This is a genomic window from Pseudomonas sp. Pseusp11, assembly GCF_047304405.1.
Lineage (GTDB): Bacteria > Pseudomonadota > Gammaproteobacteria > Pseudomonadales > Pseudomonadaceae > Aquipseudomonas.
In genome coordinates, this window is record NZ_JBGLZF010000020.1 from 1 (window position 1) to 16,044 (window position 16,044).

14 protein-coding genes are annotated in these 16,044 nt (G+C 61.9%); 6 read left to right on the forward strand and 8 right to left on the reverse strand.

Translation table 11 applies throughout. The features are described 5' to 3' along the window. Window positions 1–105 precede the first annotated feature (105 nt). From ACCC96_RS17505 to pedF, 5 genes are all read right to left on the reverse strand, one after another. A complete protein-coding gene (locus tag ACCC96_RS17505; protein WP_413696420.1) occupies window positions 106–1,881 on the reverse strand; it encodes a PQQ-dependent methanol/ethanol family dehydrogenase in 1,776 nt (591 codons plus the stop codon). A gap of 185 nt (window positions 1,882–2,066) precedes the next feature. Continuing rightward, complete coding sequence (locus tag ACCC96_RS17510; RefSeq protein WP_413696421.1) at window positions 2,067–3,002, reverse strand: quinoprotein relay system zinc metallohydrolase 1; 936 nt, start codon at window positions 3,000–3,002, stop codon at window positions 2,067–2,069. A gap of 15 nt (window positions 3,003–3,017) precedes the next feature. Further along, the gene (locus ACCC96_RS17515) at window positions 3,018–3,767 is read right to left on the reverse strand and encodes a quinoprotein dehydrogenase-associated SoxYZ-like carrier (protein ID WP_413696422.1); all 750 of its coding nucleotides are present in this window, start codon (window positions 3,765–3,767) and stop codon (window positions 3,018–3,020) included. After that, window positions 3,764–4,642 carry a substrate-binding periplasmic protein gene (locus ACCC96_RS17520; RefSeq protein WP_413696423.1) on the reverse strand — a complete coding sequence of 293 codons (879 nt, stop codon included), beginning with the start codon at window positions 4,640–4,642 and terminating at the stop codon, window positions 3,764–3,766. The genes ACCC96_RS17515 and ACCC96_RS17520 overlap by 4 nt, the downstream gene beginning before the upstream one ends. 3 nt (window positions 4,643–4,645) lie before the next feature. Then, the gene (gene pedF / locus ACCC96_RS17525) at window positions 4,646–5,107 is read right to left on the reverse strand and encodes a cytochrome c-550 PedF (protein ID WP_007937645.1); all 462 of its coding nucleotides are present in this window, start codon (window positions 5,105–5,107) and stop codon (window positions 4,646–4,648) included. Window positions 5,108–5,359: 252 nt separating this feature from the next. On the opposite strand from pedF, the gene ACCC96_RS17530 reads away from it, so the two are divergent. The 6 genes from ACCC96_RS17530 (at window position 5,360) to ACCC96_RS17555 (ending at window position 10,507) form a co-directional block, all read left to right on the forward strand. Continuing rightward, entirely contained in the window at window positions 5,360–6,544 is a 1,185-nt protein-coding gene (locus tag ACCC96_RS17530) for an ABC transporter substrate-binding protein (RefSeq protein WP_413696424.1), read from the forward strand. 33 nt (window positions 6,545–6,577) lie between these two features. Further along, entirely contained in the window at window positions 6,578–7,537 is a 960-nt protein-coding gene (locus ACCC96_RS17535) for a YVTN family beta-propeller repeat protein (protein WP_413696425.1), read from the forward strand. Further along, window positions 7,534–8,277 carry an ABC transporter ATP-binding protein gene (locus tag ACCC96_RS17540; RefSeq protein WP_413696426.1) on the forward strand — a complete coding sequence of 248 codons (744 nt, stop codon included), beginning with the start codon at window positions 7,534–7,536 and terminating at the stop codon, window positions 8,275–8,277. Before ACCC96_RS17535 ends, ACCC96_RS17540 begins: the two co-directional genes overlap by 4 nt. After that, on the forward strand, window positions 8,274–9,065 hold the full coding sequence (locus tag ACCC96_RS17545) for an ABC transporter permease (protein WP_096480057.1): 792 nt from the start codon (window positions 8,274–8,276) through the stop codon (window positions 9,063–9,065). Before ACCC96_RS17540 ends, ACCC96_RS17545 begins: the two co-directional genes overlap by 4 nt. A 161-nt stretch (window positions 9,066–9,226) precedes the next feature. After that, on the forward strand, window positions 9,227–9,784 hold the full coding sequence (locus ACCC96_RS17550) for a PQQ-dependent catabolism-associated CXXCW motif protein (RefSeq protein ID WP_258668759.1): 558 nt from the start codon (window positions 9,227–9,229) through the stop codon (window positions 9,782–9,784). 57 nt (window positions 9,785–9,841) lie between these two features. Continuing rightward, window positions 9,842–10,507 (forward strand): response regulator, encoded by a 666-nt coding sequence (locus ACCC96_RS17555; protein ID WP_413696427.1) that lies wholly within the window; start codon window positions 9,842–9,844, stop codon window positions 10,505–10,507. 150 nt (window positions 10,508–10,657) lie between these two features. On the opposite strand, the gene nahK is transcribed toward ACCC96_RS17555, so the two are convergent. From nahK to ACCC96_RS17570, 3 genes are all read right to left on the reverse strand, one after another. Beyond that, window positions 10,658–13,255 carry a hybrid sensor histidine kinase/response regulator NahK/ErcS' gene (nahK, locus tag ACCC96_RS17560; RefSeq protein WP_413696507.1) on the reverse strand — a complete coding sequence of 866 codons (2,598 nt, stop codon included), beginning with the start codon at window positions 13,253–13,255 and terminating at the stop codon, window positions 10,658–10,660. Beyond that, complete coding sequence (nosP, locus tag ACCC96_RS17565) at window positions 13,224–14,387, reverse strand: nitric oxide-sensing protein NosP (RefSeq protein WP_413696428.1); 1,164 nt, start codon at window positions 14,385–14,387, stop codon at window positions 13,224–13,226. The genes nahK and nosP overlap by 32 nt, the downstream gene beginning before the upstream one ends. A gap of 317 nt (window positions 14,388–14,704) precedes the next feature. After that, window positions 14,705–15,889, reverse strand: a complete 1,185-nt coding sequence (locus ACCC96_RS17570) for a porin (protein WP_230172475.1) — start codon at window positions 15,887–15,889, stop codon at window positions 14,705–14,707. Window positions 15,890–16,044: the final 155 nt, after the last annotated feature.

The window sequence follows — 16,044 nt, forward strand, 5'->3', positions numbered from 1 at the left end:
GGGGGGGGGCGGGGCGGCGGCCGGCCCCCCCCCCCCCCCCCCCCCCCCCCCCCCCCCCCCCCCCCCACAGGTCATTCATCGCCACTCAGTTTGTGGTTGCCAGGGTTAGTGCTTGGCAACCAGATCCTTCGGCAGCTTGAAGGTCCACAGCATGCCGCCCTGGTTGAAGTCCTTGACGCGCTTGGCCACTTCCCCGCCCCACAGCGGTACCGCGCCGCCCCAGCCGGAGAGCACCGAAACGTATTGTTCGCCGTCCATTTCCCAGGTGATGGGCGAGCCGAGCACACCGGAGCCGGTCTGGAATTCCCAGACTTTCTCGCCGGTCTTGGCATTGAACGCCTGCAGGAAGCCTTCAGGCGTGCCGGTGAATACCAGGTTGCCCTTGGTGGTCAGCACCCCGCCCCACAGCGGCGCGAAGTTCTTGTGGCGCCAGACTTCCTTGCCGGTTTTCGGGTCGATGGCGCGCAGCACGCCGATGTAATCTTCGTTCAATGGTTTGATGGTGAAACCGGCGCCGAGGAACGCCGCGCCTTTCTTGTAGGCGATGCCTTCGTTCCAGATGTCCATGCCCCACTCGTTGGACGGCACATAGAACAGGCCGGTGTCGCGGTTGTAGGCCATCGGCATCCAGTTTTTCGCGCCGAGGAACGCCGGCGCTACAAACACCGAGCTGCCTTTGGCCTCGGAACCCGGCGCACCCGGACGGCTGGCCTCGTTGTAGATCGGCCGGCCGTTTTTATCCAGGCCGCTGGCCCAGGTGATCTTGTCCACGAACGGGAAGCCGCGGATGAATTTGCCGTTGGTGCGATCCAGCACGTAGAAGAAACCGTTACGGTCCGCGGTGGCTGCGGCTTTGATTTCCTTGCCGCCTTCGTTGTAGTTGAACGACACCAATTCGTTCACACCGTCATAGTCCCAGCCATCGTGCGGGGTGCTCTGGAAGTGCCATTTGATCGTGCCGTCGTCCGGGTTCAGCGCCAGGCGCGAGGACGAGTAAAGGTTGTCGCCCGGACGCAGGTGCGAGTTCCACGGTGCCGGGTTGCCGGTGCCGAACAGCAGCAGATTGGTTTCCGGGTCGTAGTAGCCGCCCAGCCACGGTGCCGCGCCGCCGGTTTTCCACAGATCGCCCGGCCAGGTCTTGCCCGCTTCGCCGCCGGAGATGCCGTTCTCTACGGCCTTGCCGTCTTTGTAGACGTAACCCATGTGGCCTTCGACCGTTGGCCGGGTCCACAGCAGATCACCGTTTTTCGGGTCGTAGGCTTCGATCTTGCCCACCACCCCGAACTCGCCACCCGCCACGCCAGTGATCAGTTTGCCGTTGATCACCAGAGGCGCGGCGCTGATGGAGTAGCCTTCCTTGTGGTCGGCGACTTTCTTGCTCCATACCACTTTGCCGGTGTCTTTATTCAGGGCCACGAGCTTGGCGTCGAGGGTGCCGAAGATCACCAGGTCGCCATACAGCGCCACGCCACGGTTGATCACGTCACAGCACGGACGGATGTCATCCGGCAGGCGCGCGTCGTATTGCCAGAGCTTGCGCCCGGTGCGCGCATCCACCGCGAACACCCGTGAGTAGGAGCCGGTCATGTACATCACGCCGTCCTTGATCATCGGCTGCGCTTGCTGACCGCGCTGTTTTTCACCGCCGAACGAAAAGGCCCAGACCGGGCGCAGGTCTTTCACGTTGTCGACATTGAGGGTTTCCAGCGGGCTGTAGCGCTGACCCTGGACGCCCAGGCCATTGGTGACGACCTGTTCCGGATTCTTCGGATCCTGGAGGATGTCTTGATCGGAGACTGCGGCCATTGCCTGGCCGGACAACAGCATGGCACTGAGCAGCACGCTCAAGACGAAGGGTTGGCGACGTGCGGGTTGGGTCATGACGGCTACCTCTGCGGTTTTTGTTATACCCGGGAAATTTTCCCGGTCTGGTGCAGATTCTTGGGCGCCGCCGCCCTTGCAACAATTGCCCGCAATGCGGAGATTTCTAGTTCCTTGGTAGCGGGTCGGAGGAGATGGACACTGGATGATGATCGTTCCCACGCAGAGCGTGGGAACGATCAGAGTCAGCGCGTGCCGGAATCGACTCGGCTCATCTGCGCGCGCTCATAGCGCGGGTACAAATGGCTGACGCTACGGATCAGTTCATAGCGGCTCAGGCTGATCCCGGCGAAACGTTCAGGGATGGGGCTGCGGATCATCTCGGCCATGTCGCTGCCGTTCGCCGCACCATCGCGCATGAGTTGATCGAGCCAGGAGAGGTAATCGCGCATCTGCTCGAACGGTTTGCTGTCCGTTGCCACGGGGCCATGACCGGGGACGATCAGCGTCCACGGCAGGCCCTGAAGCGTGGCGATATCCGCCAGCCACACCGACAACCCCGGGCTGTTCGGCGTGGTCAGGGCCCGTTGATAAAACACCAGATCCCCGGCAAACAGCACGCCGGTTTTCTGGTCGAGAATAGCCAGATCCGCGCCGGTGTGCCCACCCAGACTCAGCAGCCGCAGATCGTGGTTCCCAAAACTTTGCACGCCAGGCCTCAGCGTCTGCGTCGGCAACACCACTTCGGTGCCGCGCATCCAGTCACCCACCAGCCGATACATGTTCTCGGCCATCGCATCACCCTGTTGATGCAACAGCTCGGTGGTGCCGGCCAGTGCGCCGATCGGCACGTCGGTGAAGGCCTGACTGCCCAGCACATGGTCGGGATGGTGATGGGTCAGCAACACCTGGATCACCGGCTTATCGGTGGTTGCGGCAATCGCTTGGCGCAGGGCCTCGCCGTAGCGCTTCGATGGCCCGGTATCGATCACCACCACCCCTTGCCCGGTGACGATGAACGCGGTGTTGACGATGTTGCCGCCGTTGTTCTTGGCGAAATTGTCGGTGCTGCCCTCCAGCAGCCAGGTGTCTTCGGCAATCTGTCGGGGCTTGAGTGCGTAATCGGGATCGGCCAGGGTCGGCAGGCTCACACAGATGAACAACAACAGCATCCAGCGCATCACACGCTCCTTGGGTCAGGGTATGGCCGCATCGAATTGATTGCCGCTGTTGTCGCGCAGTATCAGACGCGTCTGCCCGGCACCTTCGATGTCGAAAGCCAGGTTGGGGTTTTCGCTGACCGCCGGGAACAGCTCCAGACGCGCCAGTACCCGGTCGTCTGAGTCCCGCAGCTCGGCCTGGTTGAGGAAAAATTCCGGGATGCCGCTGACCATGCCGTTGTCCATCGGATGCGCCACTTGCAAACGCACGCGACTGAACTCACCACGGGGATAACGACCGCCAAGCACTTCGCCGATGTGTTCTTCCCAGCCCGGCTGGGTGCGCACCACGCTCGGCGCCGTGCAACCGCCGCCCGCCGCATCGATCAAGGTCGAACCGACATGCCACAGCCCGTCGCGGGTCAACACTGCCGCACGCAACGGCGTGGCCTGTTCAACGCGGATGCGGATCGACAGCCAGGGCAGCACACCGGTCAAAGGCTCGAAGTCGACGATTTTCGGCAGCGGATTGAGTTCGGCCCAGGCAAGGATTCGCACCACTTCGCCCTTGAACGCCCGAGCGTCGATTTCCAGCGGCACTTGCCGGGCGTCTTCGGCGAACGGCGGTGCCAGCAGCTTGACCCGCTCGTCGAACACGAACGGTGCGTCGCCAAGCATCTGCTTGTGATAGAACGCCCACATCACCGACGGCACCGGATCGACCTCAATCGCCTGCGCGGCCAAGGGCAACCAACAGGCCAACAGCCAACGCGCGCGCCAGTTCATTGTTGATACATCTCGGGCACGTCATAGCGCAGGCCGTAATGGGCATAAATGCTTTTGACCGTGCCCTCGCGAATCAACGCCTCCAGCGCCTCTTCCACGGCATAGGCCAGTTGCCGGTTGCTTTCATGCACCGCCATGCCGATCTCCCAGCGTTGCTTGCCCATGTTCGGGTAGGCGTTTTCCGCCAGCGCCACTTGCGGGTCGGCGGCCTGATGAACTTGCCAGTCGATCTCGCCGCGCATCGCCATCACCGCGTCGACTTCACCCGCCTTCATCGCGGTAAACGCCTGGGGCACGCCGGGGTAATGGTGGGTCTTGGCGGCTAGCATGCCGTTGAACACCGAGGTCAGGTAAAACGACGGCACACTGTCGACTTCGACGCCGATCGGGTGCTGCTGGAACACCGCGACGCTGGCCACCGAGTCCAGTCGGCGACGGTCATACGCCACTTGCCATTGTTCGGTCTGGTACGGCCCGAACATCACCACATGGCCGTTCTCCAGTTCGCCCAGCTCATTGCGCTTCTGTGAGTAATCGCGGTCGTAGGGCACGCGCATCATCAGGTCGGCCAGTTGCTGATTGTGCAGCTGACTGGCCCGCCAGATGTAATCGCGCAGGTCGTCGTCGAGCTTCTCCCCGGCGGGTGCCCAGATCAGTTTCAGGCGTACCCCCATGGCCTTGGCCAAGGCTTGGGCGAGTTCGACATCGACCCCGCGAGGCTGGCCGGCGTCCTCGAAACTGTAGGGCGCGAAGTCCTTGTAGACCGCGACTTTCAGCTCGGCGGCGGCGATCATTTCGTCATAGGTCCGGACCTGTGCCTGCGCTGCCTGGCAGCACAACCACACAGCGCTGATCAACACCGCGAGCAGGCGCATGGGTCACTCCTCGACGTGCACGCTGTCCAGGTAGGTGCGTACCGCCCACAAGGCTTCCTGGCTCAAGTAGTCGGCCATCTTCGGCATGTACACCCGGCCATCACGCACGGCACCATTACGCACCCGTTCGACGAACCACTCATCACCAGCCTCGCCGACATCGAGCATGCGCAAGTCAGGGGCAATGCCGCCGGACTTGGCTTCGAGGCCATGACAGGCCGCGCAATTCTGGTTGTAGGCCGAAGAACCGATCTCCAACGCTTTATCGTGCTCCGGGGAGGAACGGTACGGGTTCACCGCCGCCCAACCATCGGCATTGACCTGCACGCCGGCATCCTTGATCGGGGTCAGTCCCTTGGTTTCGACGGCCTGGGGTACCACGTTGCCGTGGGCCCAGACGGAACCTGCGCTGATGAAGCCGGCCAGCAGTCCGGCAACGAGCAAGGCGTTGCGTTTTGTTGTCATTGTTATGCCCTCAAGATTGCACGCAAAACCTCTTTACAGAGGCTATGGCAGCCATCTTAGGAATCCCGTCGCGCCGACCCTATGCTGCTTTGGTGGCCGCGGCCTACTTCCTTGGTAGTAGGGCTTGTGGTGAACCACCCAGGTACGTTTCGCACGCCGTTACTACCTTGGTACTGGCCCATCGATACTTTCTGCATATTTCCCCACCCGTCCAGGGTTCCTATGCTGGCGCTACCTGTGAAGGAGTGCCTTATGTGCCAGCTCGCCCCTTATGCCTTGATCTACCTGCTGGCGATTGCCTGCGCCGCCGGGCTGGCGACCCAGAGTCAGGCGGCGGATGCACCGTTGCAAGTGCGGATCGGCTATCTGGGGTATCGCCCCGATCCCGGGCCGTTGCTGTCAAACGTCATTCCCGAGCCAACCGATGCCGGCCTGCGGGGCGCGGAACTGGCGATCATCGACAGCAACAGTACCGGGCGTTTCCTCAATCACAGCTACAGCCTGGTCAGCGCCAGCGTCGACAATCCGGATGCGCTGATCGACGCGGCCAATGCCCAACACGAACAAGGCCTGCGCCTGTTTGTGGTGAATGCGCCGGCAGAAAACCTGCGCCGACTCAGTGCCGTGCTACCCGACAGCCTGCTGTTCAATGCCGGCAGCCCCGATGACAGCCTGCGCACTACCGATTGCCTGCCGAACGTGCTGCACAGCCTGCCGAGCCGGGCGATGCTGGCCGATGCGCTGGCGCAATTTCTGGTGTTGCGCAAATGGCAACGGGCGCTGCTGATCGTCGGCCCGACCGCCGACGATCAAGCCTATGCCGCCGCCCTGCGCCGGGCGGCGAAACGCTTCGGTCTGCAACTGGTGGCGGAGAAAGCCTGGAGCTTCGATAACGATCAACGGCGCAGCGCTCAGGCCGACATGCCGCTGTTCACCCAAACCGCCGAGTACGACGTGGTGCTGGTCGCCGATGAACGCGGCGACTTCGGCGAATACGTGCCCTACCAGACCTGGTACCCACGGCCGGTCGCCGGCACCCAGGGCCTGACCCCGGTGGGCTGGCACAAGACCGTGGAAACCTATGGCGCCGCGCAGTTGCAAAAACGCTTTGAAGCCCTGGCCGGGCGCTGGATGAACGATCGGGATTTCGCCGCGTGGATGGCGGTGCGCAGCATCGCCAGCGCGGTGGGCAAACTGCGCCAGGTCGATGCCATGGCGATTCGTACGCTCGAAATCAGCGAGCAATTGCCGCTGGACGGCTTCAAGGGCCGCAAGCTCAGTTACCGGCCGTGGAACGGTCAGTTGCGCCAGCCGATCCCCATCGTGCAACCCAGGGCGCTGGTCAGCACCTCGCCGCAAGACGGTTTCCTGCACCCCTTCAACGAAATGGACAGCCTGGGTTACGACAAAGCCGAGGTCAGCTGCCGCTTCCCCTGAAAGCCCTACCACCACAACAACAAGGAATCTGCCATGCGCCGCACCCTGCTTTCATGCGCTCTACTGCTCGCCGCCGGGCATGCGGCGGCCAGCACTGCCTGGGTCTCCAACGAAAAGGACAACAGCCTGAGCCTGATCGACATGCAGACCCTGCAGGTCACCGAAACCCTGCCCGTCGGCCAGCGCCCGCGCGGCCTGTTGCTGTCCCACGACAACAAGCTGCTGTACATCTGCGCCAGTGATTCGGACCGGGTCCAGGTGATGGACGTCGCCACGCGCAAGATCATCAAGGAACTGCCCTCGGGCAAAGACCCTGAACAATTCGCCCTGCACCCTAATAATCGCTGGTTGTATGTTTCCAACGAAGACGATGCGCTGGTAACCGTGATCGACACCGATACCTCCAAAGTGCTCGGGCAGATCAACGTTGGCGTCGAGCCCGAAGGCATGGCCGTCAGCCCCGATGGCAAATGGGCGGTGAACACCAGCGAAACCACCAACATGCTGCACTGGATCGACACCGGCACCCAGACCCTGGCCGACAACACCCTGGTGGATCAACGACCGCGTTTCGTCGAATTCAATCCCGATGGCTCGCAGCTCTGGGCCTCGGCGGAAATCGGCGGCACGGTGACGATTCTCGATGTCGCCAGCCGCAAGATCCTCAAGACCCTGAGCTTTCAGATCAAAGGCGTGCACCCGGACAAAGTCCAGCCTGTCGGCATCAAACTCAGCGCCGACGGCAAGTATGGCTTCGTCGCCCTCGGCCCGGCCAACCATGTGGCGGTGATCGACGCCAAGACCTTCGAAATCGTTGATTACCTGCTGGTGGGCCGACGGGTCTGGCAGATGGCGTTCACCCCGGATCAACGACAATTGCTGGCCACCAATGGCGTCAGTGGCGATGTGTCGGTGATCGATGTCGACACCCTCAAAGTCAGCAAATCGGTGAAGGTCGGGCGCTATCCATGGGGCGTGGTGGTGACACCATGAACGCCCTTGAGGTCAGCGACCTGAGTTTCGCCTACGGCCCGCGCGAGGCCTTGCGCCAGGTGAGTTTCAGCCTGGCACCGGGGCGTTTTGCGGCGCTGCTTGGGCCGAATGGCGCGGGCAAATCAACCCTGATTGCCCTGCTCACCCGTCTCTATGATCTGCAACGCGGTGATATCCGGGTCGGCGGCTGCTCGTTGCGCGACGCCGCACGCCCGGCGCTCAAGCAATTAGGGGTGGTGTTTCAGCAAAGCACGCTGGATCTGGACCTCAGCGTCGAGCAGAACCTGCGTTATCACGCCGCGCTGCATGGTCTGTCCCGACGCCAGACCGGGCTGCGGGTCGACGCGGAGCTGGCGCGTCAGGCCCTGACCGAGCGCCGTCGCGAGCGGGTCCGCGAACTCAATGGAGGCCATCGTCGGCGGGTGGAAATCGCCCGCGCGTTGCTGCACGAACCACGCCTGTTGTTGCTTGACGAGGCCAGCGTCGGCCTCGACCCGGCCAGTCGCCTGGCGCTCAACCAGCACATCCGCAGCTTGTGCCGCGAGCAAACCATCAGCGTGCTCTGGACCACTCATTTGCTGGATGAAGTGCAACCCAGCGACGACTTGCTGATCCTGCATCAAGGCCGTTTGGTGGCCAGCGGACAAGCTGATGCGCTGAGCCTGGAACATGGCGGCGACCTCGATTCGGCCTTCGCTCGCCTGACCACCTCGGTCTCTTCAGAGGCAGTCATCCGATGAACGCTTACTGGCAATGTTTCAGCGGTATCGTGCTGCGCGAATGGCTGCGCTTCGTGTTGCAGCGCACGCGGTTTCTCAGTGCGCTGGTGCGGCCGTTGCTGTGGCTGCTGGTGTTCGCTGCCGGGTTCCGCGCGGCACTGGGCATCGCCATCATCGAGCCCTACGACACCTACATTCCCTATGAGGTTTACATCATCCCGGGCCTTGCCTGCATGATCCTGCTGTTCAACGGCATGCAAGGTTCGCTGTCGATGGTGTATGACCGGGAGATGGGCAGCATGCGCGTGCTGCTGACCAGCCCCCTGCCCCGGACCTTTCTGCTGTGCAGCAAATTACTGGCGACGTCGCTGATTTCGTTGTTGCAGGTGTACGCCTTCCTCGCGATTGCCTGGCTGTACGGCGTGCAACCGCCGGCCATGGGCCTGTTGCTGGCGTTGCCGGCGTTGCTGCTGGTGGCGTTGATGCTCAGTGCGCTGGGCCTGTTGCTGTCCAACGCCATCCGACAACTGGAGAACTTTGCCGGGGTGATGAATTTCGTGATCTTCCCGCTGTTTTTCCTGTCGTCGGCGCTGTATCCGCTGTGGAAAATGCGCGACTCCAGCGAGTGGCTGTATTGGCTGTGCGCCTTGAACCCGTTCACCCATGCGGTGGAGCTGGTGCGATTCGCGCTGTACGAACGCTTCAACCCGTTGGCGCTGGCGGTGTGCGCGGGGCTGACGCTGGTGTTCGCCCTGCTCGCCGTGCTCACCTTCAACCCGCAACACGCCGCCTTACGCAAAACCGGCTGACAACACTATCCGGATCGTTCCCACGCTCTGCGTGGGAACGATCAGCACCCGGCAAACCAGGGCAAATTACTACTTTGGTACTGGTTTACCTGTCTATCGTCGCATTCACAACGCACCGCTACTGGCATGTAATGGGTCCATAACTATAAGGACTGACCCCCATGCCGCGTGCCCGACGTGTTCTGTTGCGCCCTTCTCTCGCTGCGCTGTCGCTGAGCCTGTTGCTTGGCACCGCGCAGGCCGAAACAGCGCTGTTCTCCGCCGACGGTTATCGCATCGGCCTGTACCGCAGCCCGACCCCGACTCAGCTCCAGGGCGCGAACATCATCGACACGCCCGCCCTGCAAGACCTGCTCAAGCAGACGCCCCGGCCGGTGCTGATCGATGTCTACCGTCGGCAATGGCTACAGGGCCGTTTCATCGAAGACCAGCCCCACGAAAACCTGCCCGGCAGCCATTGGTTGGCCAATACCGGTGACGGCGATCTGACGCCCGACTGGCAAGACTATTTTGCGCGTAACCTGAACACATTGACCGCTGGCGATCACACGCAACCGTTGGTCTTTTACTGCCGCTCCGATTGCTGGTTGAGCTGGAACGCGGTAAAACGCGCTGCTTCCATGGGCTATAAAACACTGTATTGGTACCGCGACGGACTGGATGCCTGGCAAGCGGCGAATCTGCCCGTGACGCAGGCGAAGCCCGAGCCTTTTCCCTGACTTGAGCACTTGCGTGTTGTTGCCACACCCTGAAAAAAAATAATGAGGTGAAAGGCCATGTACAAAATTCTGATTGCCGACGATCACCCGCTGTTTCGCGAAGCCATTCATAACGTCATCAGCGACGGTTTCCCCGGCAGCGAGGTCATGGAAACCGCCGACCTCGACAGCGCCCTGGCCCTGACCCAGGAACACGACGACCTGGACCTGATCCTGCTCGACCTGAACATGCCCGGCATGCACGGCCTCAATGGCCTGATCAACCTGCGCAACGAGGCGCCGACCATTCCGGTGGTGATCGTCTCGGCCGAACAGGACAAGCAGATCGTGCTGCAAGCCATCACCTATGGCGCGGTGGGGTTCATCACCAAGTCCTCGCCACGGGTGCAGATGACCGAAGCCATCCAGCAGATTCTCAATGGCAATGTGTACCTGCCGCCGGACATCATCCGCACGCAAAAAAACGGCGCCAGCCGGCGCATGAGCGAGACCCCGAGCTTCCCGCCGGAGCTGCTCCAGGCGCTGACCCGCAAACAGCTGCTGGTGCTTGAACGCATGACCAAGGGCGAGTCGAACAAACAGATCGCCTACACCCTGGAAATCGCCGAAACCACGGTCAAGGCCCACGTCTCGGCGATCTTGCGCAAACTCAATGTGCACAACCGGGTGCAGGCAATATTGAGTGCCGGGGATATTGATTTCGGGTCGTATTTGCGGCGGTAACCGCCTCAACCCGGTCTGAAAGCTGACCTGTGGCGAGGGAGCTTGCTCCCGCTCGGCTGCGAAGCAGTCGTCAATCCAGGCGACTCGGTGGTTTGTAAAGGGCCGCTTCGCGCCCCAGCGGGAGCAAGCTCCCTCGCCACAGGTTAGGTGTTATCTGGATGGGCCGAGCAAATGACTCATCGCCGTCTTGAGCTTCATCGGCCGCACTGGTTTGTGCATCAGGGTGTGGCCCAGTTCGCGGATCTGTTGTTTGAGCTCATTGCTGTAGTTGGCGGTAATCATCATCGCCGGGATCGCCGAGGCGCGACGGGCGTTGATGCGGGCCACGGCGTCGACACCGTTCTGCTCGTCATCCAGGTGATAGTCGGCGATCAGCAGGTCGGCTTCGGCGTGATAGTTGTCCACTTGCCGCGCCAGGTCCTCCTCCGACAGCGCCGTGACCACCCGGCAACCCCAACCTTCAAGCAAAGTGCGCATCCCGGCACAAATCGCCGCGTCGTTGTCCAGCACCCACACCCGAGCACCGCGCAGGCGCTCGAGCATCGGTTCACTCATCAGCAAACTCGGCAACGCCTTCGGCGCCGTGGCACTCAACGGCACTTCGACGGAAAACATCGAGCCCTTGCCCGGCCATGACCGCACGTGAATCCGGTGGCCGAGAATACGCGCGATCTTCTCGACAATCGCCAGGCCCAGCCCCAAGCCGCGATCTTGATCGGGGCGCTGTACGTCACCGCGTTTGAACTCCTGAAAAATCTCCTCCAGACGGTTCTCGGCAATGCCCATGCCGCTGTCCCAGACTTCAATCGTCAGCCGCTGGTGATGACGCCGACAACCGAGCACCACCCGCCCGCTGTAGGTATAGCGAATGGCGTTGCTCAGCAGGTTGCGCAGAATCCGCGCGAGCAACTGAATGTCGCTGCGCACCAGCGCCGAACACGGGATGAAATGCAGTTCGAGGCCTTCGCTGCGGGCCACTTGGGTGTATTCGGCGGCGAGGTTTTCCAGCAATTCGCTGAGGGCGAACGGCGCAATGTCGGCCTTGATCACCCCGGCATCCAGTTTGGAGATGTCCACCAGTGTGCCCAGCAGGTTTTCCACGTCTTCCAGGGAATTGCTGACATTGCGCACCAGATTTTCGTTGGCCACTGGCTCCCGGCGCTCCAGCAACGCGCTGGTAAACAATCGCGCGGCGTTGAGCGGTTGCAGCAGGTCGTGGCTGACGGCGGCGAGAAATTTGGTCTTCGACAGGTTGGCCTGCTCGGCCTCGAGCTTGGCCTCGCGCAAGCGTGATTCCACGCGGCGGCGCTCGTCGATTTCGCGCAGCAATTGGTCATTGAGGGTGGTCAGTTCGGTGGTGCGTTCACGCACCCGCAACTCAAGGTTCTGATAGGCCTGATGCAGCGCCTCGGCGGTGCGGCGACGCTCGGTGATGTCGCGGATCAACACGAAAATCCCCACCACTTCCCCGCTGGCCAGGCGATTGGGCACGTAGGAGCGCAGCATGTAGCGCTCCTGATTGTTGATGTTGGTTTCGGCAAACTCAAACGTCACGCTTTCGCCGGCCAGGGCACGGGCTACATAGGCCTCAAGGCGCTGATAGTGCTGCTCGCTGTGCACTTCGCGCAGGCTCTGCCCGAGCATTACGCCCCGGGGCCAGCAGTACCATTCTTCGTAGACTTTGTTGGTGAATTCATAGACCAGATCGGCATTCAGGTAGGCGATCAGCGCCGGCACATGGTCGGTGATCAAGCGAATCCAGCGCTCGCTTTCGCTGAGGGCTTCGGCGTGCTGGTAGCGTTCGGTGATGTCAGTGAAGGTGTTGACGAAGCCGCCGGTGGGCAACGGATGGGTGCGGATTTCCAGGACCCGGCCATCGTAGAGGCGTTGCTCGCATTCCTGCATGTATCGCCCGTTGGCATCGCGACTGGCCGGGGTCAGCAGGTTCAATTCGCTGTCGGCGATCACTTCGGCGAACGGCCGATGAGCCGCCACCGGGGCCAGGCCGCTGAGTTCCAGGAAACGCCGGTTCCACAACTCCAGAATGCCCTCGGCGTTGACCATCGCCACCCCTTGGGACAGGTTGTCGACCGCCCGCTGCAACAGATGCGACTTTTGCGCCACGGCCTGCTCGCGGCGCAAGGTTTCGCTGAGTTTGACGTCGGTAATGTCGGTGAACAGGATCACCCGCCCGCCTTCCTGGGTCGGCCGCTCGCTGACTTGCAGCCAGCGGCCATTGTGCAGGCGATAGAGCAGGCTTTCGTCGACATGCGACCGGGGTTCTTCACTGAACAGCCCGGTAGAAGTCATCAACCGTTTGACCTCACTCAGGCGCATGCCCGCGTTGATCCGTACTCGGCTGTTACCCCAAAACGCCTTGAAACGGCTGTTGGACAGCACGATCCGCTGCTCGGCGTCGAACAGCACAAAGGCGTCGGAAATGCTTTCGATGGCGTCGATCAAGTGTTGATGGGCGGTTTCGGCCCGTAGCCGCGCTTCGCTGAGCAAATGGTTGCCAGCCTTGAGTTCGGCCATGGCCTGGTTCAGGGCGTCGGTGCGCTCACGCACCTGTTCGGCCAGCACCACCGAATGCTGGAACGCCGCATACGGGTCGTTGCCCCGGGTGATTCCGGACTCGATGCGTTCGATCAGCGCGTCATTGATGCGCTGCAATTTCTGGTTTTCGTGCCGCAGGCTGGCGATTTGCGCCTGAAGGTCAGCGCTGTCCAGGGGCGCGTCCTCGGGCAATGGCAACCCCGGTGAAGGTCTGGTTGATGTGCATGCCATTGAACTGTTCTCCGTAGGTGTTGAAACCCATCACCCGCTGGTCCCGCAAAAACGCGCCGATTTGCTCGAGACTGCCGGCGTCTTCCAGTTCCAGGCGCCGGAGAAAACAGTCGCAGCCGATGGTCAGCAACAAGTCCCCGAGACGCTCGCGCAAGCCCTCGAACAGGCCTTGTAGATTCGGCAGCATCGGGCCGGGCTGCATGACGGTGAGGACGATGCCGTTTTCCACCGCACAGTAGAAACTCAGGCTCAGGTCTGGATGAACCTGCTGGATCGCCCGCACGTAATACTGATCGTTGATCCGCACCGCCAACGGGTGTGCGGCAAAGGTCCGGTAATCGAGGTCGGCCACCGCCACGCCGATATGCCGGGCGTACTCCTCGGCGGCCGGTTCGGCGTTGAGCTCGAATACCCGGCGCGAAGTGCTGTCGGCAGCGGTGACCACCAGTTTTTCGGCCCTGGGCAGGATGTGGTGGGTGGTGAAGACTTCGAAGTCCAGCCAGGTATTGACCAGCACCACCACCGCCGCGCCGCTGTGAAACTCGCCGCCGAAATAAACATGGGTGTGGGTCAGGTAATTGTCGTCGCCAGCCGAACCGCCGAAATGCGGAATATCGCCCAAAGCCGCGCTCAAGGCAGCGAGCACCATTTCTTCACGACTGGACAAGCCATCGAGCAGGGTCAGGGCAAAGCTGTTGCCCTTGATCGGCGCCAGGGTATTGCTGCGACAACCGCTGACCAGGCGCTCGACCATTTGCTGGGCATCGATCAGGCTGAAGTGCTCCATCTCGTCGATCAGTTCGATGGCGATGGAAAAGTGCCGATGATCGAAACCCACCGCCGTCACGCAGCTGCGGCCATAGCCTTGGGGGGTGATTTCGCCGGCACTGGTGCAGCCCACCAGCCGAATGCCGCCGAAGCTCTGCTGCAACGCCTGCCCCAGCGCCTGCAAGTCGTACTCGGCGGAACAGAAGAACAGCACGAAGCCCAAATGCGGGTGCAAGAGTTGTCGCGCCAGATCCTGCGCCGCTTGCTGGGCATCGATGGCCTGGGACATGGCACTGACCACACCGTCGCTCTGAACCTGCTGCATCGTCGCCCCCCGCCTGTATGAGCTTCGAGTGTACGAAGCCTGCGGGTGGTGACGAATGCTACTTGGGTAGCGGGTGGGTGGTTCGATGGGATGAGAATGGTGGTCTGATTAATGGCGGACTAGCGCAATTGTGGCGAGGGAGCTTGCTCCCGCTGGACTGCGAAGCAGTCCCCGAATACTGGCCGATGCGCGACCAGGATCGGGGCCGCTTCGCGACCCAACGGGGGCAAGCCCCCTCGCCACAGCAAGCTCCCTCTCCACAGCAAGCTCCCTCTCCACAGAAAGCGCTCTCGCCACAAGGAGTGGTTAGTCAGCCCCTACCAGGTCAACACCGCCCCCACCGCAAAGGTATCGGTGTTCTCATTCTGGGCGCTGGTGTCGTGGCCGTTGATTTCGAACTGGTTGTACTCGGCCACCAGCTTGAGGTTGTCGTTGACGTCATGGAACAGCGCAACGCCGCGAGTCTCATAATCAGCGCCGCTGCCGACCACGCCGTTACCGTCGTCCTTGGTCTTGCCGTAAGACAAGGCCAGGCGGTTTTTGCCCAGTTTGTAGGAGCCCTGCAACAGGTAACCGTTGCTGTCGACATTACGCAGGGTCGGTTCACCGGCATTGTTGGTGAAGAACGGGTTAATGCCTTTGGCCTGGAAACCGGAGCCGGTCAGCGACAGCCCGCCCATCTTCGCCTGCACACCGTAACCGACACCTTTGGAGGTGACGGACTCGACGTTGGAGTCGGTGTTGTCCGAGGTCTGGTAGCTGCCGTTGAGCCAGCTGTAAATCTTCGCTCCGCCGAGGTCGAACTGATAGGTGATCTCGCTCTCGGTACGCGGGTTCTTCTGGTAGGCCTTGCCGGTTGCGCTGCTGTCGTTGGTGTCGACCGGGTCCATGATCCCCACCGCGACCCGCAAGCCGTCCATCATTGGGGTGCGATAGGTAATCTGCGACGTCGGGAACGGGTACGGATAGCCGCTGCCGATATTGCCGAACGACACCCCGCCGCCGTCCACCAGGCCCAACGTATCGCTGACCTGACCGTAGCCGGCGAGCAGTTCGTCGAGCAGGATGTTGGAGCGGGCAAACAGGCCGAAGTCCTTGCCAATCAGCACCTCGCCCCACTCCGGGTTGGCCACCGTGCCGTAGAACTGCCGCACGTCGATGGCGGTGTCGGTGCCGTTGGTTTCGCTGTCGTTGATGGTCACCCAGAACGAGGCCCGGGCGCCGAGCTTGAGGTCATCGACCTGCTTGCCCATGTTGAAACCCAGATAGTTAGGTAAAAAGCCCATCTTCACCCGCGCCTGGCGCCGGTCGTACTGATCGCCGGCCCGGTCCACGTTGCTGTTGACGTAGAAGGCATTGATGTAGCCATCGGTGGAGAATGTTGTCTGGTCCTTGTCGTACAGCATGATCTCGGCCTGGGCCATTGAGCTCAGGCCCAGGGATGACAGACTAACGATGAAAGCCGGCAAGAAACGATGCTTGAAATTCTTATTGTTGTGCATGACGCGCTCCGCTACGGGGACTTGATGTCGGAGGCGATTATCGAAAGCGGACAGGCGGCGTCATACGCTGCCTTGGGGGCGGTTGTCAGGTGCTTTGGGGTGGCCGGTAGCGCGCGGCAAATTCGGTGTAAGACCGCCCGTCGGCCAGGCCCGGA